Below are 26,168 nucleotides of genomic sequence, written 5' to 3' on the forward strand. Positions count from 1 at the left end.
CCGGCATTCATCCGGCCGCGCGCCGGGCCTCCGGGTGTCGCACGGGATTGAACGATGACGCACCGCGCCTTCACGGCACGGGTGCGCCTCACGGGCGGGCAGGGGCTCGAAGCACCGCCAGCGCCTCGCTCGAGCGTCATGGCGCGGAGCGTCGCATCCATCCACTTCGTGCATGGGTACATGCCCTCTTTGGTCTGGAGCGGCATCGAGCCGAAACGTACCTTGCTTCGCGTGGGACGGACCGCGAACCGAGGCCGACCCGAGGAGATAAAGGCCCATGACGCAGATGACTCCGGTGGAGATGGCAAAGCAGCTGGGCAAGGGGCTGCTGTCCTTCCCCGTCACGCACTTCGACGCGACGCTCGCCTTCGACGAGCGTGCCTATCGCACCAACCTGGCATCGTTGAGCGAGTACGCCGTGGCGGGTCTGTTCGCGGCCGGCGGGACGGGCGAGTTCTTCTCCCTCACGGCGGACGAGGTGAACCGGGTCGTCAGGGCGGCGGTGGAGGAGACGCGTGGCCGGGTCCCGGTGATCGCTCCGACCGGCTATGGCACCGCGATGGCGAAGGACCTCGCCCGGGCCGCCGAGGCCGCGGGCGCGGACGGGCTGCTGCTGCTGCCTCCCTATCTCACCGAGTGCGACCGGGACGGCATCGCCGCGCACGTCGAGGCGGTGTGCGCCTCCACGAAGCTGGGCGTCATCTTCTACAGCCGCGCCAACGCCGTGCTGGATGACGTCACGCTCGCGCGCCTGTGCGAGCGCTGCCCCAACCTGGTCGGCTTCAAGGACGGAGTGGGTGACATCGAGATGATGACGCGCATCCACCAGCGCATCGGCGACCGCCTCATGTACATCGGCGGACTGCCGACGGCGGAGACTTTCGCCCTCCCGTACCTGGAGATGGGTGTCACCACCTACTCCTCGGCGATCTTCAACTTCCTGCCGCGGTTCGCGCTCAGCTTCTACGATGCCGTCCGCTCGCGTGACCTCGCGACCGTGTCGGCGGGTCTGCGTGACTTCGTGCTGCCGTACATCGGAATTCGCAACCGCAAGAAGGGTTACGCGGTCTCCATCGTGAAGGCGGGCATGCGCGCCATGGGCCGTTCGGCCGGACCCGTGCGTCCTCCGCTGGTGGACCTCACCGAGAGCGAGTTCGGTGAGCTCAAGACCCTCCTGGCCGGGCGTTCCTGAAACGAGGCTCCATCCATGGCGACCCATTCCGAGGCTCTCACTGGAGAGATGTTCATTGGCGCGGCGCGGGTGCGCGGCACGGCGGGAACGTTCCGCGGATTCGACCCGGCGCGTGGCGCATGGCTCGAACCGGCCTATGGCGGCGGTACTCCGGCCGAGGTGGAGCGGGCCTGCCAGCTCGCGTGGGAGGCGTTCGACGCGTTCCGCGACACCGACCTCGAGACGCGCGCCCGCCTGCTCGAAACGGCGGCCCAGCGCATTCTCGACCTGGGCGACGCGCTGATCGAGCGAGCCTGCGCGGAGTCGGGACTCCCGCGCGGGCGCATCGAGGGTGAGCGGGGCCGCACGGTCGGCCAACTGCGGCTCTTCGCGGAGGTCGTGCGCGGAGGCGAGTGGCTCGAGGCGCGGCTCGATTCCGCCCTGCCGCAGCGCCAGCCCGCGCCCCGCTCCGACCTGCGCCAGCGTCACATCGCCGTGGGGCCCGTGGCGGTGTTCGGCGCGAGCAACTTCCCGCTGGCCTTCTCGGTGGCGGGTGGTGACACCGCGTCCGCGCTCGCGGCGGGCTGTCCCGTCGTGGTGAAGGCGCACAACGCCCACCCGGGCACCTCGGAGCTCGTCGGGCGCGCGCTGCGCCAGGCGGTGGCCGACTGTGGCCTGCCCGAGGGCGTCTTCTCGCTCCTCTTCGCCTCGGGCAACGAGGTGGGCACCGCGCTCGTGGCGGACCCGCGCATCAAATCGGTGGGGTTCACCGGCTCGCGACGCGGGGGCATGGCGCTGATGAAGGTCGCCGCCGCTCGCGCCGAGCCCATCCCCGTCTTCGCCGAGATGAGCAGCATCAACCCGGTGTACCTGCTGCCGGCCGCCCTGGCGGCGCGCGGAGCGGACATCGGGCGGAAGTTCGTGGCCTCGCTCACGCTGGGCGCGGGGCAGTTCTGCACCAACCCGGGTCTGGTGCTCGCGGCCGAGGGCCCTGGCCTCGACGCCTTCCTCGAGGCCTCCGCCGCGGCGCTGAGTGACAGTCCGTGTGCGACGATGCTCACGCCCGGCATCCACGCGGCGTACGACGAGGGAGTGGGGCGCCTGTCGGCCCATCCCCGGGTGAAGGGGATCGCGCGTGGCGTGGCCACGAACGGGCCGAACCAGGCCCGCGCCGCCCTCTTCACGACCGATGCGGGCAGCCTGCTGAGCGATCCCGCGCTGCAGGAGGAGGTGTTCGGTTCCTCCTCGCTGGTGGTGCGCTGCGAGAACGTGGAGGCGATGCGCGCCGCGACCGAGCGCCTGGAGGGGCAGCTCACCGCGACGCTCCAGATGGACGAGGCCGACATTCCCGTGGCGAGCCGGCTGCTGCCGGTCCTCGAGCGCAAGGCGGGGCGCATCCTCGTCAACGGTTTCCCCACCGGCGTCGAGGTGTGCCACGCCATGGTGCACGGGGGCCCCTTCCCGGCCACGTCCGACCCGCGTGCCACCTCGGTCGGCTCGCTTGCCATCCGGCGCTTCCTGCGTCCCGTCTGCTACCAGGACCTGCCGCAGGCCCTGCTGCCCCAGGCGCTGCGTGATGGCAACCCGCTCGAGCTGTGGCGGCGGGTGGACGGGCAGCTCGTCCCGCCCTCCGCGCCCCGCCGCTGAGCCGTCTGTCCCGACGCCTGGGCGTCATCCGCACACCGCAGCGAGGAGGGTTTCGCATGGAAGATGTCTCCACCGTGAGCAGCGCAGGCGAACGGACGCGCAGCCGTGTCCGCTACTTCGTTCTGTTCATGGTGTTCATCGTCACCACGCTGAACTTCGCGGATCGCGCGACCCTCTCCATCACCAGTTCCACGATGCAGAAGGAGCTGGGGTTGGATCCCGTGCAGATGGGCTACCTGTTCTCCGCGTTCGCCTGGGCGTACGTGGCGGGGCAGGTCCCGGGTGGCTGGCTGCTCGATCGCTTCGGCACCAAGCGCGTCTATGCGTGGAGCATCGCCCTCTGGTCGTTCTTCACGCTGCTGGCGGGGATGGTGGGCGCACTGCCCGCCGCCGCCGTGGTGGGTGCGTTCTTCCTCTGCCGGCTGATGGTCGGCCTGGCCGAGTCACCGGCGTTCCCGGGCAACAGCCGTCTCGTGGCGGCCTGGTTCCCCGCCGCCGAGCGGGGCACGGCCTCCGCCATCTTCAACTCGGCGCAGTACTTCGCGGCCGTGCTCTTCACGCCCCTCATGGCGTACCTCACCCATGCCCACGGCTGGCGGAGCGTCTATTTCGTGATGGGAGGCCTGGGCCTCTCGTTGGCGGTGCTGTGGCTGTATGCCATTCACGAGCCCAAGTCCCACCCGCGCATCAGCCGCGCGGAGCTCGAGTACATCGAGCGCGGTGGTGGGCTCGTGAGTCTCGAACAACAGGCGGCGGCCAGGGCGCCGCTCCAGCGGGGGACCGTCAAACAGCTGCTCGCCAACCGCATGATGATGGGCATCTACGTGGCCCAGTACTGCATCAACACGCTGACCTATTTCTTCCTCACCTGGTTCCCGGTGTACCTGGTGCAGGAGCGCGGGATGTCCATCCTCAAGGCGGGCTTCGTCTCGTCACTGCCGGCGGTGGCGGGGTTCATCGGTGGCGTGTTGGGCGGCGTGATCTCCGACGGCCTGGTGCGCCGCGGCCACTCGCTCACCTTCGCGCGCAAGACGCCCATCGTGCTCGGGATGCTGATGTCCACGAGCATGGTGGTGTGCAACTACGTGGACTCGCAGTGGCTGGTCGTCGCGATCATGTCCCTCGCCTTCTTCGGCAAGGGCGTGGGCGCGCTGGGCTGGGCGGTGATGTCGGACACCTCGCCCAAGCAGATCGCCGGCCTGAGCGGCGGGATCTTCAACACCTTCGGCAACATGGCGGGCATCACCACGCCCATCATCATCGGTTATATCTTGAAGGAAAGCGGCTCCTTCGCCGCCGCGCTCGTGTTCGTGGGCGCCAACGCCTTGCTCGCCATCGTCTGCTACCTGCTGGTCGTCGGTGAGATCCGGCGCCTGGAGCTGAAGCAGGCGTAGCGGCCCCCAGGCCGGGGAGCGAGCACCCAGGAGAGAAAGGACTCGGGCCATGACGATGCAACTGATGGTGGGACGCCACGAGGCGCCCACGGTGACGAAGGTTCGTGTCATCCCGGTGGCGGGGCACGACGGCATGCTCCTGAACCTGAGCGGGGCCCATGCTCCCTTCTTCACCCGCAACGTGGTGGTCCTCGAGGACAGCGCTGGCCACACGGGCGTGGGGGAGGTGCCCGGCGGCGAGGCCATCCGCCAGACGCTCGAGGAGGCCGTCCCGCTCGTGCTCGGGCAGCGCCTGGGCAACTATCGCAACGTCCTCCACGCGGTGCGCCAGCGCTTCGCCCATCGCGACGACGGAGGGCGCGGGCTGCAGACCTTCGATCTGCGGGTGACGATCCACGCCGTGGCGGCACTCGAGTGCGCGCTGCTCGATCTGCTGGGCCAGTTCCTCGAGGTGCCCGTGGCGGCGCTGCTCGGCGATGGGCAACAGCGCGAGCGCGTCGACGTGCTCGGCTATCTCTTCTTCGTGGGCGACCGGAAGCGGACGGATCTGCCCTACCGCTCCGAACCAGACGCCAAGGATGACTGGCTGCGGTTGCGCCACGAGGAGGCGCTGACGCCGGAGGCCGTGGTGCGGCTCGCCGAGGCCGCGTACGCGCGCTACGGCTTCCGGGACTTCAAGCTCAAGGGCGGCGTGCTGCGGGGCGAGGAGGAGGTGGCGGCGGTGACGGCGCTCGCCAGGCGCTTTCCGGACGCTCGCATCACCCTGGATCCCAACGGCTGTTGGTCGCTGGAGGAGGCGGTGCGGCTGTGTAGCGGCCTCGGAGACGTGCTCGCCTATGCCGAGGACCCCTGTGGCCCGGAGCGGGGCTTTTCGGGTCGCGAGATCATGGCGGAGTTCCGCCGGCAGACGCGCCTGCCAACGGCGACGAACATGATCGCCACCGACTGGCGCGAGATGGGGCACGCCATCCAGCTGGGCTCGGTGGACATCCCGCTGGCCGACCCGCACTTCTGGACGATGCAGGGGTCGGTGCGCGTCGCGCAGATGTGTCACGAGTGGGGTTTGACCTGGGGCTCGCACTCCAACAACCACTTCGACATCTCGCTGGCGATGTTCACCCATGTGGCCGCGGCGGCGCCCGGGCGCATCACCGCCATCGACACGCACTGGATCTGGCAGGACGGCCAGCGCCTGACACGCGAGCCGCTGCGCATCTCCGGCGGGCAGTTGTCGGTCCCGGATCGCCCCGGGCTGGGCGTGGAGTTGGACCCGGACCAGCTCGAGCAGGCCCACGCCCTCTACCGCACCCAGGCGTTGGGGGCGCGCAACGACGCGGCCGCCATGCAGTACCTGGTGCCGGGGTGGAAGTTCGACTCCAAGCGCCCCTGCCTCGTGCGCTGAGGCTGGAGTCCTAGAGAGGAGAAGACAGATGTCCGATCGTGCGCAGCCCTCGCAGACGCAACCCCTCACCATTCGCATGCACGACGAGGACAACGTCGCCATCGTCGCCAACGATGGCGGGTTGCCGGCGGGAACGGTGCTGCCCAATGGGCTCGTGCTCAAGGACCGCGTGCCGCAGGGGCACAAGGTCGCGCTGGTGGATCTGCCCCGGGGTCAGGCGGTCCTGCGCTACGGGGTGCCGATCGGCTACGCCCTGGAGGACATCGCGTCCGGACGCTGGGTGCACGAGCGCCTGCTCGACATGCCAGGGGCGCGTGGGCTGGAGGACCTCCCCATCGCCACCGCGAAGGCCACCTCCCTCCCGCCGCTGGAGGGCTACACGTTCGAGGGCTATCGCAACCCGGATGGCTCCGTGGGCACGCGCAACATCCTGGCGATCACCCAGACGGTTCAATGCGTGGCGGGCGTCACGGAGTTCGCCGTCCAGCGCATCAAGGCCGAGCTGCTGCCCCGCTTCCCGAACGTGGACGATGTCGTGGCCCTGGAGCATGGCTATGGCTGTGGCGTGGCGATCGACGTGCCCGACGCGATCGTGCCAATCCGGACCTTGCGCAACATCAGCCTCAACCCGAACTTCGGCGGCGAGGTGATGATGGTGAGCCTGGGCTGCGAGAAGCTGCAGCCCGAGCGCCTGCTGCCACCTGGCTCGCTCCCGGTCGTCGGTCAGGAGGGCGGGAAGCCGAGCGTGGTCTGCCTGCAGGACGACAGCCATACCGGCTTCATGTCGATGGTGGAGTCCATCATGCGGCAGGCCGAGACCCATCTGGCGCGCCTGAACGCGCGAAGACGCGAGACCGTGCCGGCCAGCGAGCTGGTGGTGGGAGTCCAGTGCGGCGGCAGCGATGCGTTCTCGGGGGTGACGGCCAACCCGGCGGTCGGCTTCTGCACCGACCTGCTGGTGCGCGCTGGCGCCAGCGTGATGTTCTCGGAAGTGACCGAGGTGCGTGATGGCATCGCCCAACTGACGGCACGCGCCACCACCCCGGAGGTGGCACAAGCCATGATCCGGGAAATGGCGTGGTACGACGCCTACCTGAAGCGAGGCGGGGCCGATCGGAGCGCCAACACCACGCCGGGCAACAAGAAGGGCGGCCTGTCCAACATCGTCGAGAAGGCGATGGGCTCCATCGTCAAGTCCGGCTCGGCGCCGATCTCCGGGGTGCTGTCGCCCGGAGAGAAGCTCAAGACGAGGGGACTCACGTACGCGGCCACTCCCGCGAGTGATTTCATCTGCGGCACGCTGCAACTGGCCGCGGGCATGAACCTGCATGTCTTCACCACCGGTCGTGGCACGCCCTACGGCCTGGCCGCGGTCCCGGTCATCAAGGTCGCCACGCGCAGCGATCTGGCGCGGCGCTGGCATGACCTGATGGACGTGAACGCCGGCACCATCGCGGATGGCTCCGCCAGCATCGAGGAGGTGGGATGGGAACTCTTCCGCTTCATGCTGGACGTGGCCAGCGGCCGCAAGAAGACGTGGGCGGAGCAGTGGAAGCTGCACAATGCCCTGGTGCTGTTCAATCCCGCCCCCGTGACGTGAGGTCCGTGGAGGCTGGGCTGTCCAGGACTTCCACGAGGCCCCGGGTGCCGTCCACGCGGATGCGCTGGCCGGTGTGGATGCGCCGCGTCGCGCCCGCCACGCTGACGACCGCCGGAATGCCGTACTCGCGCGCCACCACCGAGCCGTGCGTCATCAGCCCTCCCACCTCGGTCACCAGTCCGGACGCGTGCACGAACAGGGGCGTCCAGCCCGGATCGGTATGTGGTGCCACGAGGATCTCTCCCGCGTGAAGCACCTCGCGCGCCGGGTCGAGCACCACCCGCGCACGCCCCTCCACCACACCCGCCGAGGCCGCCGTCCCGGACAGGGCTCCCGGTGGCAGATCCTCGCGGACCGCCAGCACGGGAATCTCTCCCTCGCTCGACATCACGAAGGGAGGCGCGCGCTTCGTGTCGCGCCGGAGCGTGGCCCGCCGCTCCTCGGCGAGGGGCCGTAGATCGGGCGCCCGCTCGGCCTCGAGCGCCGCGAGCAGCTCCTCGAAGCGGAACAGGAACACCTCGTCCGCCGTCGCGAGTGTTCCGCGTTGCACCAGGAGGGTCCCGGCCTCAAGCACCGCGTCGCGCACGAGCTCCAGCACGCGGACGAGCAGGAACTTGGGGTGTTCCCGCAGGCCCATGCCCGCACGGGCCAGACTCACCCACCGGCGAGCCAGCCGGGCCCGCAGTCCTCCCGTCAGACCGCGTCGGGACGCGGCGATGAGGCGCTCGCCCGCGGCTTCGGCCCTGGCGGTCAACGCCGAGTGGTGGGCCCGGTGCTCGCCCGCGGCGCGGCTCGCTCCCGCCGGTCCGGCTCCTCCCACGATGGCCGCGAGCAGGAGCGAGGGATCCTCCTTGTAACGAGGCCGCGACAGGTCCACCTCTCCGGGTCCCCGCATGCCATAGCGCTCGAGGAAGCTCCGCCATGCCGCGAGGAAGGCCGGCCCGCCCTCGAGTTCCCGCGCCGCGGCCAGGGCCTCGGGGGCGGGACGGTCGCGAAGCACCGCGGTCAGGGCCGGATGGGGGCGGACGAGATCCGCCAGATCTCCCACGGCCAGGTCCATCTCGGTGGTGACGTTGCCGGGCAGGCCCCGCTCCAGCGCGGAGAGCTCCTCCCGCGTCCCGCCGAGCAGTCCTCGCTCGATTGCCTGGCCCAGCAGCCCCTTGGCCACCACGCCCGCGAGGATATTCGGGGGCAGGGCGAGGACGCGGCTCATGAGTTCCGAGAGCACACGTCGCGCCTCGCGCAACCGCTCCCCACCCGGAGCCGCCGCCGTGAGCCGGGCCCGCATCTCGGCGAGCAGCGACTCGCTGAAGGTCTCCACCCGGGGGCGGAGTGAGGCGGGATCCGCGACGAGCAACCGGTACAGCGTCCGGGCAACCATGGGGAGGGCGAAGCGGCCAACGCCCCTCATCGTGGCCCGCCCACTGCTCACGCCGCGCTGGAAGGCCGGCTGGCTGGCCAGCATCTCCATGCCCCGGCCCAGGTCCTCGTAGACGTGAAGGGCGATCCCCACGGCCCTCCGCCGCAGGAGGGGATGGCGCAGCACGGGCGTCGCGTCCACGAAGATCCGGCTGCCCGCGAGGGAGATGCTCCGTGTCTCGTGGGGCGCGTCCTCCGTTGCCGACGACGTCCTGCCGAACGGAATCATCAACTGCCACACCTGGAGCGTGAGCGGTGGCATGGGGTCCGTCATCATCTGGAAGTGGCCGAAGCTGAGGTAGACGTGAAGGCCATCGTCCGGAGCGGGCGTGGGCAGTGGGTACAGACTCGTGATGGGGCGGGCCTGCACCACGTAGATGCGCCCGGCCTCGATGCACCACTCGATGTCCTGCGGCTCGCCGTAGTGCGCTTCGATGCGTGCGCCCAGCGCGGCCAGCTCCCGTGCGGTCGCGTCATCCAGGGCCCGGGCGCGGCGGGTGGCTTCCGGCAGGGGCTCCTCCCAGGTTCCACCCTCGGGCCTGGGGCGGATGGCCAGGGCCTTGTCTCCCACCTGGACGCTCAGCAGTTCTCCCGTCGCCTTGTCCACCTTGTACAGGTCGGCGTTGATGAGTCCGCTGACCAGCGCCTCGCCCAGCCCGAAGCCCGCGTCGATGGACACGGTGCCCCGCCGTCCGGTGAGCGGATCCGCGGTGAAGAGGATGCCGGACACCTCGGGCATCACCATGCGCTGCACCACCACGCTCAGCTTCACCCCGCGATGGCCAAAGCCATTCCGGGCCCGGTAGAGCACCGCGCGATCCGTGAACAGCGACACCCAGCAACGCCGGACCGCGTCGAGCAGGGCCTCTGCTCCGCGGATGTTGAGGAAGGTGTCCTGCTGGCCCGCGAAGCTGGCGTCCGGCAGATCCTCCGCCGTGGCGCTGGAGCGCACCGCCCACGAGGCCTCGGTCCCCAGCGCCCGCCAGGCGGCGAGCACGGCGTCGGCCACGGCCGGGGGAAGCGGCGCCTGGCCGAGCGCGGCGCGGGTGGCCTCGGCGACGCGGCGCGCCGCTTCCACATCCCGTCCATCCACTGACTCCAGCGCCGCGTACAGCGCCTGGGTTTCCCCGACGCCGGCGAGGAACGCATCGAAGGCGGCCGTGGTGACACAGAAGCCGGGAGGCACGGGGAACCCGGCGCGGGCCAGCTCGCCCAGGTTGGCTCCCTTGCCGCCCACGTGGGGCAGATCCGCCGCGGAGATGCGCTCGAACGGGAGGATGAAGGGGTCCGGCTCCATGGCGCGGACGGCGGACGGAGTGGGGAAGGGGTCCACGCTCATGGGGTTCTCCGGTCCGGCGAAGGTCAGCCCATCCACTCCGGGTGCTTCGTGGTGCCGTCGAAGTGGGTGCTGATCTTGTACTTCTCGAAGGCGCCGGCCTGGGCGGCCTTCTCGGTACGCGCCAGCAGCGCCTGGATTTCCTTCTCCGTGTAGGGCTTGAAGCCTCGCGCCACCTTGAGCGCCTGCTCCACGCGCGCCATCGAGTCCATGCCCGTGATGACCACGCTCACCGGCAGGGACAGGCTGTAGCGCAGACACTCCGGCGCGCTCACCGTCTTGCTCTCCAGGATGAAGGTGCCACCCAGCGACTTCATCCCGAGCACGCCGATCTCCTCCTTCACGAGCACGGGCAGCACGCGCTTCTCGAAGCTGTCGAAGTGCGCGTCCATCACGTTGAGCGGCAGTTGCACGGCGTCGAAGCGGAAGCCGTGCTGACTCGCCGCCTCGAGCATGCTCAGGTGCATGGCGGGGGACTTGTGCCCGGTGAAGCCCAGGAAGCGCGCCTTGCCCGCCTTGCGTGCCTCCTCCATGGCCTCGAGGGCGCCTCCGGCCGCGAACGTGCGCTGGGGATCGTCCTGGTGGATGACCTCGTGCAGTTGCAGCAGATCCAGGTGGTCCGTTTGCAGGCGCTTGAGCGACTCGTCGATCTGCGCCGCGGCCGTCTTCTTGTCCCGGCCGTCGATCTTCGTCATCAGGAAGGCCTTGTTCCGGTAGCCATCCCGGAGCGCCTTGCCCATGCGCACCTCGCTCCGCCCGTCGTGGTAGTCCCAGCAGTTGTCCAGGAAGTTGATCCCCGCGTCGAGCGCGCTCCGGATGATGCGAATGCTCTCGGCCTCCTCCTTCTGCCCGCCGATGTGCGCGCCCCCGAGGCCAATGCACGACACCTGCTCGCCCGTGCGGCCGAGCTTGCGGCGGGGCACGTCGCGCGACGCCGGGGCCTTGTTCGCGGCCAGGGCCTCCGAGGACAGCATCAGCGCGAGCGTGGCCTCCAGGAATTCTCTGCGGTTCATGGCGAAGTCCTCATCTCGGGTACGGGCGCGGGTGCGCGCGGGGACCCTCGACATTGCGCGCCGGGCGCGGCCCTCACAATCCGCATGTGTCCACCCCCGGTGCTCGCACACGGGCCGAGTTGGCGGACATACTCGCCCCGCGGAAAAACCATTCGCTGGCGGACATTGGCTCGGGCGAGGGGCTGGCCCGGGAGCGTTCCAGATTCGCAACGCAGTGATGCGTCCTGGACACCTAGCGCCCGGGGCGCGAGCCCTGCATTGGATCTCCCAGTCGGACACGAAGCACCGGAGGCAGGCACATGAGTGACGAGAGCGAGGATGGAGTGACGCGGCGTACGGCGCTGGTGGGAGGGCTGGCCGGAGCGGCGGGGCTCGCCGCGCTGGCGGGCTCGGCCGAGCGGCGGGCGGGCTCCCCTGGCGAGCGCATGCCCGTCGTCTTCATCCCGCACGGCGGCGGTCCGTGGCCGTTCGTCGAGCTGGGCTTCAACGACAAGCCGGGGTTCACCGCCCTGGCGGACTACCTGCGGTCGCTGCGGAGCGTGCCGAAGACGCCACCCCGCGCGCTCCTGGTCATCTCCGCGCATTGGGAGGAAGCGGTGCCCACGGTGATGACCAGCGCCCGTCCGCCCATGCTCTACGACTACTACGGCTTTCCGCCCGCCTCGTATGAGATCACCTGGCCCGCGCCCGGTCATCCGCAGCTCGCCGAGCGCGTGCGGGAGCTGCTCGGGGCGGCGGGCTTCCCGACGGCCTCCGACTCCCACCGGGGCTATGATCACGGCACCTTCGTCCCGCTCAAGCTGACCTACCCGGACGCGGACGTGCCCACGGTCCAGTTGTCGCTCAAGCACGGGCTGGATCCCGCGGAGCACCTGGCCATGGGACGCGCGCTCGCGCCGCTGCGCGACGAGGGCGTGTTCATCATCGGCAGCGGCATGTCGTACCACAACCTGCGCGCGGGCTTCGGTCCGCGCACCCAGCCCATCGCCGAGGCCTTCGACGCGTGGCTGCGCGAAACGGCCACCCTGGAGCCCAAGGAGCGGGATGCCCGGCTGGCGCGCTGGGATCAGGCCCCCGCCAGCCGCCAGTCCCACCCCCGCGAGGAGCACCTGCTGCCCCTGATGGTCATCGCCGGGGCGGCGGGAGCGGATCACGGCACCGTCGCCTACAACGGGACGTTCATGGGCACGCGGCTGTCGGCGATCCACTTCGCCTGAGTCAGTCGCTGCTGGCCATCAGCGGATTGGCCTCGATGAAGGCGATGAGGAAGTCGCGGAAGGCGGCGACCTTGCGCGGCACGTGCTCGGTGGGGGGGTGGACGAAGAAGAGGCTTCCGGCCTTGAGGCCCCATGAGGGCAACACCCGGACGAGCAGCCCGGCCGTCACGTCCTGCCGCGCCAGGAAGGTGGGAATCAGTCCGAGCCCCAGGCCCTCGCGGATGGCCCGGTGCACGAACAGCAGATCATCGGTGACGAGGCGTGGACTCGGGGGGGACACGAGCGGCGGAGGCAATCGCTTCCACTGGCTGAAGGCCACCCAGTCGTGCGAGGCCACGTCCGCGAAGGAGCGGGGGACGCCTCGCCGCGCGAGGTAGGTGGGCGCCGCGTAGATGGCGCTCTCCAGGCCACTGAGCCTCCGGGCCACGAGCGTCGAGTCGGTGAGCTTCATGGCGACGCGCAGGGCCGCGTCGAAGCCCTCGCCCACGAGGTCCACGGTGCGGTTGGTGGGCCGGATGTCGAGCTGGATGCCCGGGTAGCGCGCGGAGAACTCCGCGGCCAGTTGGGCGAGGAAGGTGAGCCCCATGTCCATGGGCGAGGTGATGCGCAGCTCTCCGGATGGCTCCGCCTCCTGCTCGGGAAGTCCCCCGGTGATGTCGCGCAGGGTGGCGACGACGGGACGCACCTTCTCGTAGAACGCGGTGCCCGCCGTGGTCAGCGCCACCTTGCGCGTGCTGCGGTGGAAGAGCTGCACGCCGAGCGACGCCTCGAGCGCCGCGACCCCCCGGCTCACCGAGGACTTCGGAATCCCCAGCTTCCGGGCCGCCGCGGACATGCTCCACGTCTCGGCGACCGCCACGAACAGCGGCAGGAGGTTCAGGTCGGGCGTTCCCATGACGTCACGCGGTTATGACAGCTCCCCAGGGGCGTCAATGTTCCATGGGCGCCTGGGGCCGCCTGACGCAGGTCTCCCTCGGACGTGCGTCACGAGGCGCTCATCGCGCGGAAGATCGCGTAGAGGACCGCGGACAGGGCAATCGAGACGAGGACGGAGCCCACACAACCGAGTTTGTTCGAGAAGAAGAAGAACATGCCGGGAAGGTGAGGGGCCCGTGAGCGGGATGCAGGCTCCGCGAAAACCTGGCGCGCGTGAAATGTACGGCGAACGACAGGAGGTGGGCGCGGGGAGTCCTACTCCCGCACGAGGCCCGCCGGCAGCCCGTGGGGGTTGAGCAGACCGGAGGGATCCCGGGACACGCGCCATGCCCGCAGGAGGGAGAGGTCTTCCGCGTAGAGCCCCCGGAGGGTGGCCGCGTCGAGGATGCTCCCCCCGCGCAGGGAGGGACGGCCACCGGCGCGCACGCACCATTCGAAGCAGGCTCGGTGGAGCGCCTCGGCCGCCTGGAGCCCGGGCCCGTCCCCCACGTCCACGCCGTGGTAGAGCCCCAGGGCATACAGGCGCTCCGCGCGTTGGGAGGGCGGCCTCATGTCGAAGAGCCCGCGCGTGCGTCCCGGGGGGTTGGCCAGCGCCAGCAGGGAGACGGTCTCCAGCCCGGACATCCACCCGGGCCGCCCCTCGAGGAAGCGCGCGAAGCCACGCAGCCCCTCCAGATCCAGGCAGTAGTCACACCACACCCGGCGGCGCCAGGGGTGGCGCTGGCGCGTGTCGTCCTCGTCGCTCCAGGTGAGGAGTTGAGGGGGGGCGTCGAGTTCCGCCCGCTCCCGCGTCATGCGCGCCAGGGGTTCGGGTAGGGGAGCCCGCGTGGCGCTGGCCTCGTCGGCGAAGTCCCGTCCGAAGACGGACCAGAAACGGCCTTCCTTCCAGAGGCCGAGGAAATGCTCGGGGGTGGAGTCCCGCCACGTCTCGGTCCACGCCACGGCCTCCACCAGGTCGCTCAGGCCACCGTGAGGGTTGAGTTGAAGGCGGGTCAGCGGCTGCGAGGGCAGGGTGTCGAGCACCACGCGCTCGATGACGCCCACCTGGCCGAAGCCCGCCAGTGCGAGGCGGAACAGGTCCGGCTCCTCCCCGGGGCCACACCAGAGGGCGGTGCCATCCGCGAGGACGAGCCGCAGCCGCTCGACATGATCCACCTGCGCGCCCTGCTGGAGCGAGCGCGAGCCGAAGCCGCCCTCCGATAGTGTTCCACCCACGGTGGTGCCGGGCGTGGCCGTGAGCACGGGCAGCGTCCTGCCCGCGGCGTTGAGCGCCTCCTCCACCTGGCCCCAGCGCGTGCGGGCGGAGACCTCCACGCGGCCCCCGTCGAGCAGGCGCACCTCGCCCCCCTCCGCGCGGTTGTCGAGGATGATGCCTCCCTCGTCCAGGGTCTGGCCTCGGGTGCTGTGGCCCGAGCCGCGCACGGTGACGCGAACCCCATGGGCGCGGGCCACCCGCAGGGTGTGCACCACGTCCGCCTCGCACCGCGCCCGCACCACCACCCGGGGCACCCGGCGCACGAGCCCCCCGAAGTCATGGGCATACAGCTCGAGTTCTTCCGGGGTGGAGCGCAGGGGACCGCTGAGTCCACCGCGCAGATCATCCAACAGGGACAGGGCAGGGGGGCTCATGGAGGTGGTGGCACGCTAGCACGAGCCACCTGGGGTCCTGTCCAACCCGGCCTGGAACGGCCTCTGCTACCGGTAGGTGATGAGCGCCCGGCGCGCGCCCTCGAAGTGGGCGTGCTCGTTGAGCGTGGAGAGGTAGCGGCCGCGCTCGCTGTAGATGAGCTTGGTGACGCCGCAGTTGGTGAGCATCCAGTTGATGCGGAACGCGTGCTCGTCCGGGAGGTGCAGCAACTCCTGACACACCGCGGTGATGGGTCCCCCCGAGGTGAACACCACGCCGGTGGCGGAGGGCCCCAGGGTCTTCAGGACGGTGTCCAGGGCCTGGGTGCAGCGCTGGCGGAAGGCGGACCAGGTCTCCTGGTACTCGGCGTCGTGCTGGCCGTTCACCCAGCGGGCCACGGCCTGGGTGAACAGCTCCTGGAAGGCCCGGCGCGGATCCGCGGTGGTCATCAACTCCTGACGGAGCGTGGCCGGGTCCGCGTAGCGGGGCGTGTGCAGGCGGATCAGCTCGTCCTGGTCGAACTCGTCGAAGCCCGGAAGGCTCTGGAGCCTGAGGTCCACGCCCCAGGTGGACTGGCACGCCTCGGCGGTCTCCCGGTGGCGCCGCAGGCTTCCGGTGAAGAGCGCGTCCGGCCGGGGCAGGCGCGAGCGCAGACTCTCGCCGAGCACGCGCGCCTGCTCGAAGCCGGTCTCCGACAGCGCGTCGTAGTCCGCCTTGCCGAAGGAGGCCTGACCGTGGCGCACCAGGTACACCGCGCCCATCAGCGGCCCTCCCGCTTGATGAGCCCGCGGCACCGCCAGTCCAGGTAGTTGACGAGCACCCAGAAGTTCTTGAACGCCGGGTTGCGCGTCTGCTTGTGGTGATAGCGGTAGTAGATCTGCTGGATGATGACGGCGAGGCGGAACAGGCCGTAGACCTCGTAGAAGGTCCAGTTGGCGGGCTTGAGGCCCATGCGCTCGAGGTAGTAGGCGACCACCTCCTCGCGCCGGAGCATGCCGGGCAGGTGGGTGGGCTGGCGGCGGGTGCTGCGCAGGATGATGTGATCGTCGGGGTGCACCCAGTAGGCGAGGGTGTTGCCCAGATCCATCAAGGGGTCGCCCAGGGTGGCCATCTCCCAGTCGAGCACGCCGATGACCTCGGTGGGCTGCTCGGGAGAGAGCACCACGTTGTCGAAGCGCCAGTCATTGTGGATGACGCACGTGGCGATGTCCTCGGGGGTGTTCGCCTTGAGCCAGTCGCGCACGCGGCGGTAGCTCGGCACGTTCCACGTACGGGCCTTCTCGTAGCGCTCGGACCAGCCCTCGATCTGCCGCCGGGGATAGCCGGGCCCCTTGCCGAGCGACGTGAGCCCCGCGGCCTGGGGATCCACCCGGTGCAACTCGATCAGCTTGTCGATGACGTTGAGGCACAGGCGGCGCGTCTGGGCGGTGTCCAGCGTCATGCCCGCGGGCAGACGCGAGCGTGGAATGAGACCCGGGATGCGCTCCATGACGTAGAAGTCCGTGCCGATCACCGCCGCGTCCTGGCACAACCCCACCATGGTGGGCACGGCGGGGTAGACGGGCTTCAGCGCCTTCTGCACGTTGAACTCGCGCGCCATGTCGTGCGCGGACTTCGCCTTGGTGCCCGCGGGGGGCCGGCGCAGGATGAGGTCGCGCTGGGGGTACTTCAGCCGGTAGGTCCAGTTGGAGGCGCCCCCCGAGTACTGCGTCACCTCGGGCGTGCCCTCCAGCGAGGGCTCCTGGCGCTTGAGCCAGGCGTCCACGGCCGCGACGTCGAGCTCCTCGCCCTTGCGCACGGCTCCGGCTTGATCAGTGGTTGGGGTCGCGGACATGGGTTCCTCAGGCCTTCGCGGTGCCGAAGCCGCTCATCCGGCGCGCCTGGTTCCTGATCAGCTCGGAGTAGATCCGGCGTGGCAGCAGCCGCTTGGCCAGCCACGCCTGCCGGCCTTCCAGGTGGGGCAGGACGTAGAACTCGCGCGTCTTCACCGCCTGGAAGATCTGCTCCGCGATGTCCTCCGCGGTGATCTTCGAGCGGTTGAGCAGCTTGCCCATCACGGCGTGCATGGCGGGATTGCTGGTGCGCAGGGAGTCGGCCAGGTTGGTCTTGAAGAAGGACGGGCAGACGAGCGTCACGCCGATCTTCGAGTCGGCGAGCTCGTTCTGCAGCGTCTCGGAGAGGGAGACGACGGCGGCCTTGGTGGCGTTGTAGGCGCCCATCATCGGCATGTCGAGCAGCCCCGCCATGGAGGCGACGTTGACGAAGTGGCCGTGGCCCTGGCGCTTGAACAGGGGCGTGAACACGTGGCAGCCGCGCACCACGCCCATCAGGTTGATATCCACCACCCACTGCCAGTCGGCGATCGGCACCTCGTCGATGCCGCCCGCCTGGGCGACGCCCGCGTTGTTGACCACGACGTCCACGCCGCCCCATTCCTCGTTGAGCCGCTCGGCCGCCGCGCGCAGGTCGCCCTCGCGCGTCACGTCACAGTGCACGGACAGGGCCTGGGTGCCCAGGGCCTTGAGCTCCGCGAGCGTCTCCTTGCCGCGCGCCTCGTGCACGTCGCCGATGGCCACGCGCCAGCCCGCCCGCGCGTAGCGCAGCGCGATGGCCTTGCCCAACCCACTGGCACCACCCGTGATGAAGATTCGCTGTGAGGTCATGACCGGTCACTCCGGGAGAAGCCGCGCCTGGCGAGCTCGATGCGGGCGATGACGCCCTTGTGCACTTCGTCCGGACCATCCGCCAGGCGCAGGGTGCGCGCCTGGGCGAAGAAGCCCGCGAGCGGGGTGTCGTTCGACACGCCCGCGCCACCGAAGATCTGGATGGCGTCATCCACCACCTTCTGCAGGACGTTCGGCGCGACGACCTTGATGGCGGCGATCTCCGACATGGCCCCGAGCGCGCCCACCTCGTCCATCTTCCACGCGGCGTAGAGCGTGAGCAGCCGGGCCTGATCGATGGCGATGCGGGCCTCGGCCACGCGCTCGCGGTTGCCGCCCAGGTTGAGCAGGGGCTTGCCGAAGGCGGTGCGCTTCATGCCGCGGTCGATCATCAACTCGAGCGCGCGCTCCGCCGCGCCGAGGCAGCGCATGCAGTGGTGGATGCGGCCGGGACCCAGGCGGCCCTGGGCGATCTCGAAGCCCTTGCCCAGGCCACTGATGACGTTGGAGGCCGGCAGGCGCACGTTCTCGAAGCGCACCTCACCGTGGCCACCGTGCGAGATGTCGTACTCACCGAACACCGGGAGCATGCGCTCGACGGTCACCCCGGGCGAGTCCAGCGGCACGAGCACCATGGAGTGCTGATGGTGCCGGTCCTGATCCGGCGCGGGGGTGCGCGCCATGAAGATGGCGACCTTCGCCTTGGGGTTGCCCAGGCCGCTCGACCACCACTTGCGGCCGTTGAGCACCACGTGGTCTCCGTCCAGCACCGCCGTGGCCTGCATGTTGGTGGCGTCCGAGGAGGCCACGTCCGGCTCCGTCATGCAGAACACCGAGCGGATCTCCCCGGCGAGCAGCGGCTCCAGCCACTGCTTCTTCTGCTCCTCGGAGCCATAGCGCCAGAGCACCTCCATGTTGCCGGTGTCCGGGGCGTTGCAGTTGAAGACCTCGGGGGCGATGAGGCTGCGGCCCATCTCCTGGGCGATGGGCGCGTACTCCAGGGTGCTCAGGCCCGCGCCGAGCTTCGCGTCGGGCAGGAAGAGGTTCCACAGGCCCTCGGCTTTCGCCTTGGCCTTCCACTCCTCCATCAGGGGGGGAATGCGCCAGCGCCGCCAGTCTCCCCCCACTTGATCCGCCTGGAGCTGCGCCGCGTAGCGCGCTTCCGCCGGCTCGATGTGCTCGCGCACGAAGCGCTTCACGCGCTCGAGGTACTCCTGGCTCCTGGCGCTTGGCTCGAAGTTCATCGTTCCTCCCGTGTCCTTATGCTCGCGGCATCCTGGAGCAGGGGGTGTTGATGAATCCAGTGAATCCTGGTCATGTGTTCGCATGAACCGGGCTCATGAATCGTCCCGTCTGACGGGGCTGGATCTCAACCTCTTCCGGGTCTTCGACGTCGTGCTCCAGGAGCGCAGCCTCACGCGGGCCGCGGAGGTGCTCTTCCTGAGCCAGTCGGCGGTGAGCCATGCGCTGGCGCGGCTGCGCGAACAGCTCGGCGAGCCGCTCTTCGTGCGGGAGGGAAGGGGCGTCACCCCCACGCCGCTCGCCGAACGGCTCGCCCCGGAGATCCGCGAGGCGCTCGCGCTGCTCCAGCAGGCGGTGCACCGCACCCGGGGCTTCGAGCCCGAGCGGGACGTGAGCGAGGTGACGCTCGCGATGAATGACGAGCTGGAGCCCGCGCTGCTGCCGCGCCTGGTGGAGCGCCTGCGCGCGAGCGCCCCGAAGGTCCGGGTCTCCAGCGTCCGGGTCGAGCGCTCCAAGCTGGAGAGGGATCTGGCGTCGGGGTGGTTGGACCTGGCGATCGACGTGGCGCAACTGACGGGCGCCGGACTGCTCCACACGGCGCTGATGCGCGACAGCTTCTGCGTGGTGAGTGGACAGCGGCGCAAGAAGCTGGACGTGGCGGCGTACCTGGCCGCGCGGCATGTCACGGTGTCGTCCCGGCGCACGGGGCTGGCCATGGAGGATCTGGTGATCAACCGCCTGGGCCACCAGCGGCAGATCGCCGTGCGCTGCCAGAACTACGAGGCGGCCTGCCGCATCGTCTCGGAGTCGGACCTGTTGCTCACCCTGCCACGGCGCCAGGCACGGGCCATTGGGGTGCCCATGGGCAATCACCTGCTGCCGGTGCCGCTCGCGCTTCCTCCCATCGAGCTCCACCTCTACTGGCACCGGCAGACGGACCTGGACCCGAGGGGCCGGTGGTTGCGCGAGCAATTGCTCGCGCTGGCCGGGGAGCTGCTCGGCCGTGAGGCCCGTCAGGGGTAGGACTTCACGGTGTGGGTGTGATTGAGGGGTCCATTGCCGTGACCGAAGCCGGGCGCGGTGCGGATGGCGGTGCGCACGTAGGCATGGGCGCGCTCGACGGCCTCGTGCAGCTCGAGTTTCTGGGCGAGCCCCGTGGCGATGGCCGACGCCAGGGTGCAGCCCGTGCCGTGCGTGGAGGAGTCGGGGAGGCGCTCGCCCCGGTATTCATGGCGTCCCGCCGGACTGAGCAGCACGTCGCGGACCACGTCTCCCGGCACATGGCCGCCCTTGAGCAGCACGGCCCGGGCGCCCATCTTCAGCAAGCGCTCGGCGGCGCGGTCCTGCTCCTCGAAGGTCGTGACGGGCAGGCCCGTGAGCGCCTCGGCCTCGGAGGCGTTGGGGGTGATGACGGCGGCGCGTGGCAGGAGCAGCTCGATGAGGGCCCGCTCGGCCCCGCTGTCGAGCAGCCGGGCGCCTCCCTTGGCCACCATGACGGGGTCCACGACGAGGGGGACGCCGGGGGCGTGGCGGTCGAGCTCCTCGCGCACGGCGGCGATGACCTCGGGCTTGCTCAACATGCCCGTCTTGAGCGCATCCGCGCCGATGTCCTCGAGCACCATCTGGATCTGCAAGCGGATGAAGGGCAGGGGGACGTCGTGGATGGCCCGCACGGTGCGCGTGTCCTGCGCGGTGAGCGCGGCGATGGCCGTGGCGGCGTACCCCTGGAGGGCCGTCACCGTCTTCACGTCCGCCTGGATGCCGGCTCCGCCCCCGGAGTCCGATCCCGCGATGATCAACACACGTCCCTTCACGGCTTGTGCTCCTTCTCCAGCGTCATTTCCCGGATGGCTCCGGGAGCCCGGGGTATACCAGTGCTTGCCCGCGTGGAAGGGGACATGTCACCTTTCCGGGCTTCTCCGCGCTCCGAGCCCGCCTCATGACGATGCCCGCCCTCCTGGTCGACGCCCCGGTTCCCCCGCCCATCCGCAAGGTCATCGAGCGGCTGCGGGAAGAGGGCCATGCCGCCTACCTCGTCGGCGGGTGTGTCCGGGACACGCTCCGGGGCGTGGCGCCCAAGGACTTCGATGTCGCCAGCAGCGCATGGCCCGAGGAGGTGCAACGCGCCTTCCCCAAGGTCATTCCCACTGGCATCCAGCACGGCACCGTCACCGTGCTCATGGGAGGCGTGCACGTCGAGGTCACCACCTTCCGCAGCGAGGGCGACTACCACGACGGCCGCCGCCCCAACACCGTCACCTTCGAGCGCGACATCGCCAAGGATCTGGCCCGCCGCGACTTCACCATCAACGCCATGGCGTGGGACCCGGCCGGAGGGCATTTCGTCGATCCCTTCGGGGGACAGGAGGACCTGGGCCGGCGGCTCATCCGCTGCGTGGGCTCGGCGCTCGAGCGCTTCTCCGAGGATGGGCTGCGCCCCCTGCGTGCCGTGCGCTTCGCCGCGGTGCTCGACTTCACGCTGGATCCCGCCACCCAGGCCGCCATCCCGCCCTCGCTTCCGGTCTTCCGGAAGGTGGCCATCGAGCGGGTGCGGGAAGAGTTCGTCAAGCTGCTGCTGTCGCGGCGCGCGGAGTTCGGGTTGGAGCTGCTCGCCGACACGGGCCTCCTGGGGGTCTTCCTGCCCGAGCTGGCCCAGGCGGAGCCCGAGGTCGCCCACCAGGCCCGGGCCGCCGCGGTCGCCGCTCCCGCCGAGGTGGAGCTCCGGATGGCCGCCCTGCTCGCGGACCTCGTCGAGCCCCCGCGCGCCGAGGAGATCAGCGTCCGGCTCAAGTTCCCCACCAAATGCATCGAGCACATCCGCTTGCTGGTGACGCACGCGGGGGTGGAGCAGCTCGTGGGGGCACCGGATCCCGTGCTTCGCCGCCTGCTCGCCAAGGTGGGGCTCGCCCAGCTCGAGGGGCTGTGTGCCGTGGCCCGGGCCCGGCTCCAGGTGCGCGAGCCCGCCCGGATGCCGGAGTTCGAGGCCCTCCTGGAGCGCCTGCGAGCCCTGGCCGCCACGAAGCCGCCGCTGAGCCCCAAGGAACTCGCGCTCAACGGCGGGGCCATCATGTCCACCCTGGGGGTGGGACCCTCGCCGATGGTGGGGGAGGCGACGCGCTTCCTCATGGAGCAGGTGCTCGACGAGCCCTCGCGCAACACGCCGGAGACCCTCCGGGAGCTGCTGACGGGCTGGCGCCAGGCGCGTGGGGCCTGACAGGTGGGCACCAATTCCGTCGCGGGCTGAGCAGCCCGGGCCTTCATCCGTCCAGGGCACGACGGGTGCCGTCCCCACGGAGGGAGCGGCGGTTGACTTCCTCGGGTGCGGAGGCAGAACCTCACCGCCATGCGCACCATGGCCGCGGTGCTTGGTTTCTCGGTACTGGCCGGGTGCTCCGGCCAGGTGGAACAACAGCGCCTCGCCACCCCCCCGGAGAAACCGGCCCCCGGCGCCGAGCCCACTGCCGCGGGTTCCGCCCAGGACGAGCGCTTCCTGGGCGTAGTGCTCGGCAACGAAAAGGTGGAGATCATCTCTCCGTTCGAGGGCCAGCTGGCACGCCTCGACGTCCAGCCGGGGGATCGCCTCCAGGCGGGAACGCTCATGGGGAACATGGCGCTGGAGCAGTTGCGCAGCGCGGAGCGGATGGCCCAGGCCCAGCTCGACCAGGCGGAGGCCGACCGGAAACGGATCGAGGCGGAGGCGCACACGGCCACCGAACGGCTCCAGCGCTACCGGAAGCCCCCCGCGGGCGTCCTCTCCACCGATGAAATCTCCAGTGCACAGAACGCGCGGGAGACCGCGCTCTCCCTGCTGGACGCCGCGCGAGCGCTCATCCGCGAGCGCCAAGCCTCGCTCGCGCAGATCCGCCAGCAGCTCGAGGAGGCGGTGTTCCGCGCGCCCTTCGACTGCGTGGTGGCGATTCGCTACCAGGACCCCGGCACCAGGGTTCAAGCCGGAGCGCCCATCCTGCGGCTCCTCCAGGCGGGCGGCTTCCGGGTACGCTTCGCGATTCCGGAGCAGCACAGCGCCAGGGTCACCGTCGGCCTCCCGGTCCGCATCTTCCTCCCCGCCCTGGGCAAGGAGTTCCCCGGGAAGCTCGAGAGCATCTCCCCCGAGGTGGACACGTCCTCCCGGATGATCTTCGCGCTGGCCACCCTGCACTCGTCCGACGAGGCCGTCCGGGCGGGCATGGTGGCTCGCGTGTCCCTGTCAGCCGGGCTCAGCCCTCCGGCGCCGCCTTCCGATGGCGGGCAGCCAGGGAAGAATAGTGGCGAGTGAGCAACCCGTAGAGGACCAGCTCCTGTGCGCGCGCCGCCGAGCGGGTCATGCGGTTGGCATGCATGTGCAGGAAGCTCTCGGCCAGCTCGGCGATGGAGAGGCTCAGCTTCCCCGCCGCCTCCAGCCCCTTCAACCCCGCGGCGATGGGCGCCAGCTTGTCGGAGCGCCGCTGGAGCACCTCCAGCCCCCTGGCCAGAACGGCGGTGCCCGCCCTCCTGGAACCCAGCAGTTCCTCCAGGCCCCGGCGCTCCTCGCGGAAGCGCTCATTCAGCCGCCGCTCGACGGCGTGATCGACCTGGAACTCCCGGCCGAAGTCCTCGCGCAAGGCGCTGACGACCGCGAGCCGGGCCTCCAACCCGAGCCCCAGATCCGAGAGCAGCAGATCCATCCCGCACAACAACAGCCGCCAGCGCGCGTCCGCCCCCTCGTCTCCCGGGAGCAGTTCCAGCAGCTCCAGCACCGCCTCGCTGTCCACCTGGAACAGTTGCTCGGCGAGCAGGATGGCCTCCGGTCCGCCGTAGCGCTCCACCTCGCGCTCGTAGGTGTCGAGCTGCACCTTCCACAGGAGTTGCTCCTGGAGGAGCGGCGCGAGCGCGCCGGACAGCTCGCCGGCCAGCTCCCGCATGCGCGCGGGGGGGCCGTGGAAGCGTAACCGCAAGTGCCAGTCCGGATCGCCATAGCGGATGAAGAACCACCCATCCGCCGCCCCCGAGCCGAGCGCGGTGTTCACCAGCGAAGCCACCGGGCCGGTGAGGAGGCGGTCCGCCGTGGCCGCGCCGGTGTAGAGCTTGAGGAATAGCCAGTCCGAGCCGGGGAGGAAGACGCGGGCCGGGCTGGAGGGCCGAGGCTCCCGCGCGGGACGGCCCGGGCCCACCGGGAGGCGCTCGGGCTCCTCGGGGCGGGAGCGCACGAAGGGCACCACCAGCTCGTGGACGAAGCGGCCCTCGGGGCCCTCGGCGCCCAGCGCGTCCGGCGCCGGGAACATCTCCACCAGCGTCGCCAGGGGCCGGCCCTTGAGCTGCTGGACCAACGCCTCGACGGCGAGCACGTTGTCCAGATCGATGGGCAGCAGGTTCTCCTCGTCCTCCAGCGCGACGAAGCGGGGCATGCGCCGCTCGGCCCGGAGCGCCTGGAGCGCGGCGAAGCGCTGGGCTCCCTCCGCCTCGCCGAGCCCCTCCAGGGTGTCGCGCCCGAGCTTCCATCTGGCCAGACTGAGCACCAACCGCCCATGGGTGACCCTGGGCAGGAAGCTGGCGCCGGCCAGCGGTCCCCAGTCCCACATCAGTCCGCTCAGGTGCTGTTGGTGCTGCAGGGAGCAGAGGAAGCGGTAGAGCCCGAGGTTCTGGAAATCGAAGTCGTGCGCGGTGGTCATCCGGGGAAGGACCTCCCGCCCCAGCCGCGCCGAGCGCAGCACGATGCGCGAGTCCTGGATGGAGACCCTCAGGTCGGACGCCTCGAGCTGCCGTTCGCGCGCAGCACCGGACCTCCCCAGGTAGGGGATTTCGTACTCACGCAGGACCGGGCGGGTGAGGATGTTGCCGACCCGGCCCTGGGGCAGATGGACGATCTCCGCGAACACCGCGTCCCGCCGGAGCGCCTCCTCGGCACGTAGCAGCTCCTCCACCTTGTGGTGGAGCAGGGAATCCCCGTGGCAGAAGCGGCCCAGGAGGTTGGCACCCGAGGCGTTGACCTCCTGGAGATGGAGCTGGAAGCGCCCCTGGGCGAGCGCCGCCTCTGACTCCGCCGCCACGGCCGCCACCACCGCGAAGGAGTCCGGGAGGGGCTGGCGCTGCTTGTTCGCCAGGCGCTCGACGAACGCGTCATCCAGCTCGAGAACCTGGCGCCCCGTGCACAGGTTCTCCTCCCACTTGCGCAGGAGGACGGCCTCGCGCTCGCCGAAACTGGCGCCCGCGGCCTCGTCGGCCGCCCCGCCCAGGAGCAGCCCGGCCAGCAGCGGTGCCACCTCGGCGCTCGGGACGTGGGAAGGGTTGAAACCGATGCCCGCCTCGGAATCCAGTGCCTCCAACAGGGGCACCTCGCGCCCCTCGTACCGCAGGGTGAACGCCTCACGGAAGCGCTCCAGCTCCTGCTGCGGCGAGGCGGGGGCGAGCCGGTGCAACAACTGGACGCCGCGCTCCAGCTCGCGGACCACCTCCCGCCCCAGCACGGCCTCGGGGGCGGGCTTGACCATGTCCACCTGGAACAGCCGCGGCAGCTCGACGGGCGCGGGCAGCTCCGAGAGCATTCGGGCCACTTCCAGGTAGCGCTCGCTCGGCGCGCCGAGCCCACCACCATCCAGTTGCTCGAGGGCGGACTGGACCGGGAGCAGCGCGTCGGCGAAGTACGCTCCGCCGGGGAGCCGTTGGAGTTGGGAGATCAGCTCGGGGAGCGCCTCCGGTCCGGTCACCGGGGGCGAGAGCTCGGGCACCAGGAGCTGGCTGTCGATCAGCTCCTCGACGAACTGCTCCGCCTCGGCGGAGCTGACCTCTGGATCCCTCTCGACCAGCGCACGCGCCAGCACCTCGGGCGAAGCGCCCTCCCGCGCCCGGGCCAGCGTGGCCTCCAGGTACCCGGTCGGTTCGACCGCCACCAGGTGGTACGAGCGGGCCTTCTCGATCATCCGTCCCTCGGCGTAGCGCAACCGGCCACACGCGCGGTACAGGCTGGTGTTGGGCCGATAGAGGAGGGACCCACGCAACTCGGGATCGCGAGCCAGGGACTCCGCGAGGAGGCAGGCGTAGTCCATGTCCAGGCGGGTGTGGCGCTGGTAGTTGGCACGAGGGCCGATCCGCAGTCGCGTCCGCTCACCCAGCTCGCCGACGGAGCAACCCGCGAACAGTCCGAAGGGAGTGGGCCGCCCCGCCATGCGGAGCAGGTAGCGGACCACGCTGTGCTCGACCTTCACTCCGCGCTCGCTCTCCGGTTCCCGCTCCCAGAGGCCCAGACACTCATGGAGGCTCGGCGAGGCCACGAAGAGGGCCTCCCGCACTTCCGGCCGCCGCAGCCATTCGCCCAGGCGCGCGCGGAGGATGGACTGGTCCCGACGCAGCGCCGGTTCGAGCCCCGGGGAGCCCGGCTGGAAGCGCGGGGATTCCAGCCCCTCCCCCCACCGGATCACCTCCTCGAAGGGCAACAGGGGTGTGCGCAGCGCGAAGAACCCCGCTGGGGAGAACGCGAACGCCTGGGACTTCTCCTCGGAATGGGAGTGCTTCATGGGCGTGCGAG

General features: G+C 70.4%; 19 protein-coding genes. 9 read left to right on the forward strand and 10 right to left on the reverse strand.

Annotated elements, in window-relative coordinates:
• Window positions 1-277: 277 nt before the first annotated feature.
• Genes kdgD through garD form a run of 5 tightly spaced genes read left to right on the forward strand, consistent with a single transcriptional unit; the run spans window position 278 to window position 7,214 of the window.
• A complete protein-coding gene (kdgD, locus tag F0U63_RS21630; RefSeq protein WP_395847805.1) occupies window positions 278-1,192 on the forward strand; it encodes a 5-dehydro-4-deoxyglucarate dehydratase in 915 nt (304 codons plus the stop codon).
• Between the two features lie 15 nt (window positions 1,193-1,207).
• Window positions 1,208-2,818 (forward strand): aldehyde dehydrogenase (NADP(+)), encoded by a 1,611-nt coding sequence (locus tag F0U63_RS21635; RefSeq protein WP_395847806.1) that lies wholly within the window; start codon window positions 1,208-1,210, stop codon window positions 2,816-2,818.
• Between the two features lie 56 nt (window positions 2,819-2,874).
• Window positions 2,875-4,212: an MFS transporter gene (locus tag F0U63_RS21640; protein WP_395847807.1), complete on the forward strand. Its 1,338-nt coding sequence runs from the start codon at window positions 2,875-2,877 to the stop codon at window positions 4,210-4,212.
• A gap of 49 nt (window positions 4,213-4,261) precedes the next feature.
• Window positions 4,262-5,614 (forward strand): glucarate dehydratase, encoded by a 1,353-nt coding sequence (gene gudD, locus F0U63_RS21645; RefSeq protein WP_395847808.1) that lies wholly within the window; start codon window positions 4,262-4,264, stop codon window positions 5,612-5,614.
• Between the two features lie 28 nt (window positions 5,615-5,642).
• On the forward strand, window positions 5,643-7,214 hold the full coding sequence (gene garD / locus F0U63_RS21650; RefSeq protein ID WP_395847809.1) for a galactarate dehydratase: 1,572 nt from the start codon (window positions 5,643-5,645) through the stop codon (window positions 7,212-7,214).
• On the opposite strand, the gene F0U63_RS21655 is transcribed toward garD, so the two are convergent.
• Complete coding sequence (locus F0U63_RS21655) at window positions 7,192-9,972, reverse strand: phosphoenolpyruvate synthase (RefSeq protein ID WP_395847810.1); 2,781 nt, start codon at window positions 9,970-9,972, stop codon at window positions 7,192-7,194. The two genes, garD and F0U63_RS21655, sit on opposite strands and share 23 nt — an antisense overlap.
• A gap of 23 nt (window positions 9,973-9,995) precedes the next feature.
• Window positions 9,996-10,982: an aldo/keto reductase gene (locus F0U63_RS21660; protein ID WP_395847811.1), complete on the reverse strand. Its 987-nt coding sequence runs from the start codon at window positions 10,980-10,982 to the stop codon at window positions 9,996-9,998.
• 299 nt (window positions 10,983-11,281) lie between these two features.
• Between F0U63_RS21660 and F0U63_RS21665 the strand changes: the two genes are divergently transcribed.
• Window positions 11,282-12,199 carry a DODA-type extradiol aromatic ring-opening family dioxygenase gene (locus tag F0U63_RS21665; protein WP_395847812.1) on the forward strand — a complete coding sequence of 306 codons (918 nt, stop codon included), beginning with the start codon at window positions 11,282-11,284 and terminating at the stop codon, window positions 12,197-12,199.
• A 1-nt stretch (window position 12,200) separates the two neighbouring features.
• On the opposite strand, the gene F0U63_RS21670 is transcribed toward F0U63_RS21665, so the two are convergent.
• The 6 genes from F0U63_RS21670 to F0U63_RS21695 all read right to left on the reverse strand — a co-directional run bounded on the left by F0U63_RS21670 (window position 12,201) and on the right by F0U63_RS21695 (window position 18,669).
• Window positions 12,201-13,094 (reverse strand): LysR substrate-binding domain-containing protein, encoded by an 894-nt coding sequence (locus F0U63_RS21670; RefSeq protein ID WP_395847813.1) that lies wholly within the window; start codon window positions 13,092-13,094, stop codon window positions 12,201-12,203.
• A 296-nt stretch (window positions 13,095-13,390) separates the two neighbouring features.
• On the reverse strand, window positions 13,391-14,764 hold the full coding sequence (locus F0U63_RS21675; protein ID WP_395847814.1) for an FAD-binding oxidoreductase: 1,374 nt from the start codon (window positions 14,762-14,764) through the stop codon (window positions 13,391-13,393).
• Between the two features lie 66 nt (window positions 14,765-14,830).
• On the reverse strand, window positions 14,831-15,523 hold the full coding sequence (locus tag F0U63_RS21680) for a histidine phosphatase family protein (protein WP_395847815.1): 693 nt from the start codon (window positions 15,521-15,523) through the stop codon (window positions 14,831-14,833).
• Window positions 15,523-16,596, reverse strand: coding sequence for a phosphotransferase family protein (locus tag F0U63_RS21685; protein WP_002629880.1), 1,074 nt, complete (start codon window positions 16,594-16,596; stop codon window positions 15,523-15,525). Before F0U63_RS21685 ends, F0U63_RS21680 begins: the two co-directional genes overlap by 1 nt.
• 7 nt (window positions 16,597-16,603) lie before the next feature.
• Window positions 16,604-17,425: an SDR family oxidoreductase gene (locus F0U63_RS21690; protein WP_395847816.1), complete on the reverse strand. Its 822-nt coding sequence runs from the start codon at window positions 17,423-17,425 to the stop codon at window positions 16,604-16,606.
• On the reverse strand, window positions 17,422-18,669 hold the full coding sequence (locus F0U63_RS21695) for an acyl-CoA dehydrogenase family protein (protein ID WP_395847817.1): 1,248 nt from the start codon (window positions 18,667-18,669) through the stop codon (window positions 17,422-17,424). Before F0U63_RS21695 ends, F0U63_RS21690 begins: the two co-directional genes overlap by 4 nt.
• A gap of 82 nt (window positions 18,670-18,751) precedes the next feature.
• Between F0U63_RS21695 and F0U63_RS21700 the strand changes: the two genes are divergently transcribed.
• Window positions 18,752-19,690: a LysR family transcriptional regulator gene (locus F0U63_RS21700; RefSeq protein WP_395847818.1), complete on the forward strand. Its 939-nt coding sequence runs from the start codon at window positions 18,752-18,754 to the stop codon at window positions 19,688-19,690.
• Here F0U63_RS21700 and thiD read toward each other — a convergent pair.
• Window positions 19,681-20,481 carry a bifunctional hydroxymethylpyrimidine kinase/phosphomethylpyrimidine kinase gene (thiD, locus tag F0U63_RS21705; protein WP_395847819.1) on the reverse strand — a complete coding sequence of 267 codons (801 nt, stop codon included), beginning with the start codon at window positions 20,479-20,481 and terminating at the stop codon, window positions 19,681-19,683. The genes F0U63_RS21700 and thiD overlap by 10 nt on opposite strands.
• A 131-nt stretch (window positions 20,482-20,612) precedes the next feature.
• Here thiD and F0U63_RS21710 point away from each other — a divergent pair, with 131 nt between their 5' ends.
• Together F0U63_RS21710 and F0U63_RS21715 are read left to right on the forward strand one after the other, a co-directional pair.
• Entirely contained in the window at window positions 20,613-21,881 is a 1,269-nt protein-coding gene (locus tag F0U63_RS21710; RefSeq protein ID WP_395848401.1) for a CCA tRNA nucleotidyltransferase, read from the forward strand.
• A gap of 129 nt (window positions 21,882-22,010) precedes the next feature.
• Window positions 22,011-22,943: an efflux RND transporter periplasmic adaptor subunit gene (locus tag F0U63_RS21715; protein ID WP_395847820.1), complete on the forward strand. Its 933-nt coding sequence runs from the start codon at window positions 22,011-22,013 to the stop codon at window positions 22,941-22,943.
• Here F0U63_RS21715 and F0U63_RS21720 read toward each other — a convergent pair.
• On the reverse strand, window positions 22,885-26,157 hold the full coding sequence (locus F0U63_RS21720) for a lantibiotic dehydratase (protein WP_395847821.1): 3,273 nt from the start codon (window positions 26,155-26,157) through the stop codon (window positions 22,885-22,887). The genes F0U63_RS21715 and F0U63_RS21720 overlap by 59 nt on opposite strands.
• Window positions 26,158-26,168: the final 11 nt, after the last annotated feature.

It is taken from the genome of Cystobacter fuscus (assembly GCF_044360685.1).
In the GTDB taxonomy this organism is placed as follows: Bacteria; Myxococcota; Myxococcia; order Myxococcales; family Myxococcaceae; genus Cystobacter; species Cystobacter fuscus_C.

What these genes read in the sequence shown, in the direction of transcription:
- kdgD (WP_395847805.1), top strand. Translation starts at nt 278, where the DNA reads ATGACGCAGATGACTCCGGTGGAGATGGCAAAGCAGCTGGGCAAGGGG.
- F0U63_RS21635 (WP_395847806.1), top strand. Translation starts at nt 1,208, where the DNA reads ATGGCGACCCATTCCGAGGCTCTCACTGGAGAGATGTTCATTGGCGCG.
- F0U63_RS21640 (WP_395847807.1), top strand. Translation starts at nt 2,875, where the DNA reads ATGGAAGATGTCTCCACCGTGAGCAGCGCAGGCGAACGGACGCGCAGC.
- gudD (WP_395847808.1), top strand. Translation starts at nt 4,262, where the DNA reads ATGACGATGCAACTGATGGTGGGACGCCACGAGGCGCCCACGGTGACG.
- garD (WP_395847809.1), top strand. Translation starts at nt 5,643, where the DNA reads ATGTCCGATCGTGCGCAGCCCTCGCAGACGCAACCCCTCACCATTCGC.
- F0U63_RS21655 (WP_395847810.1), bottom strand. Translation starts at nt 9,972, where the DNA reads ATGAGCGTGGACCCCTTCCCCACTCCGTCCGCCGTCCGCGCCATGGAG.
- F0U63_RS21660 (WP_395847811.1), bottom strand. Translation starts at nt 10,982, where the DNA reads ATGAACCGCAGAGAATTCCTGGAGGCCACGCTCGCGCTGATGCTGTCC.
- F0U63_RS21665 (WP_395847812.1), top strand. Translation starts at nt 11,282, where the DNA reads ATGAGTGACGAGAGCGAGGATGGAGTGACGCGGCGTACGGCGCTGGTG.
- F0U63_RS21670 (WP_395847813.1), bottom strand. Translation starts at nt 13,094, where the DNA reads ATGGGAACGCCCGACCTGAACCTCCTGCCGCTGTTCGTGGCGGTCGCC.
- F0U63_RS21675 (WP_395847814.1), bottom strand. Translation starts at nt 14,764, where the DNA reads ATGAGCCCCCCTGCCCTGTCCCTGTTGGATGATCTGCGCGGTGGACTC.
- F0U63_RS21680 (WP_395847815.1), bottom strand. Translation starts at nt 15,523, where the DNA reads ATGGGCGCGGTGTACCTGGTGCGCCACGGTCAGGCCTCCTTCGGCAAG.
- F0U63_RS21685 (WP_002629880.1), bottom strand. Translation starts at nt 16,596, where the DNA reads ATGTCCGCGACCCCAACCACTGATCAAGCCGGAGCCGTGCGCAAGGGC.
- F0U63_RS21690 (WP_395847816.1), bottom strand. Translation starts at nt 17,425, where the DNA reads ATGACCTCACAGCGAATCTTCATCACGGGTGGTGCCAGTGGGTTGGGC.
- F0U63_RS21695 (WP_395847817.1), bottom strand. Translation starts at nt 18,669, where the DNA reads ATGAACTTCGAGCCAAGCGCCAGGAGCCAGGAGTACCTCGAGCGCGTG.
- F0U63_RS21700 (WP_395847818.1), top strand. Translation starts at nt 18,752, where the DNA reads ATGAACCGGGCTCATGAATCGTCCCGTCTGACGGGGCTGGATCTCAAC.
- F0U63_RS21710 (WP_395848401.1), top strand. Translation starts at nt 20,613, where the DNA reads ATGCCCGCCCTCCTGGTCGACGCCCCGGTTCCCCCGCCCATCCGCAAG.
- F0U63_RS21715 (WP_395847820.1), top strand. Translation starts at nt 22,011, where the DNA reads ATGCGCACCATGGCCGCGGTGCTTGGTTTCTCGGTACTGGCCGGGTGC.
- F0U63_RS21720 (WP_395847821.1), bottom strand. Translation starts at nt 26,157, where the DNA reads ATGAAGCACTCCCATTCCGAGGAGAAGTCCCAGGCGTTCGCGTTCTCC.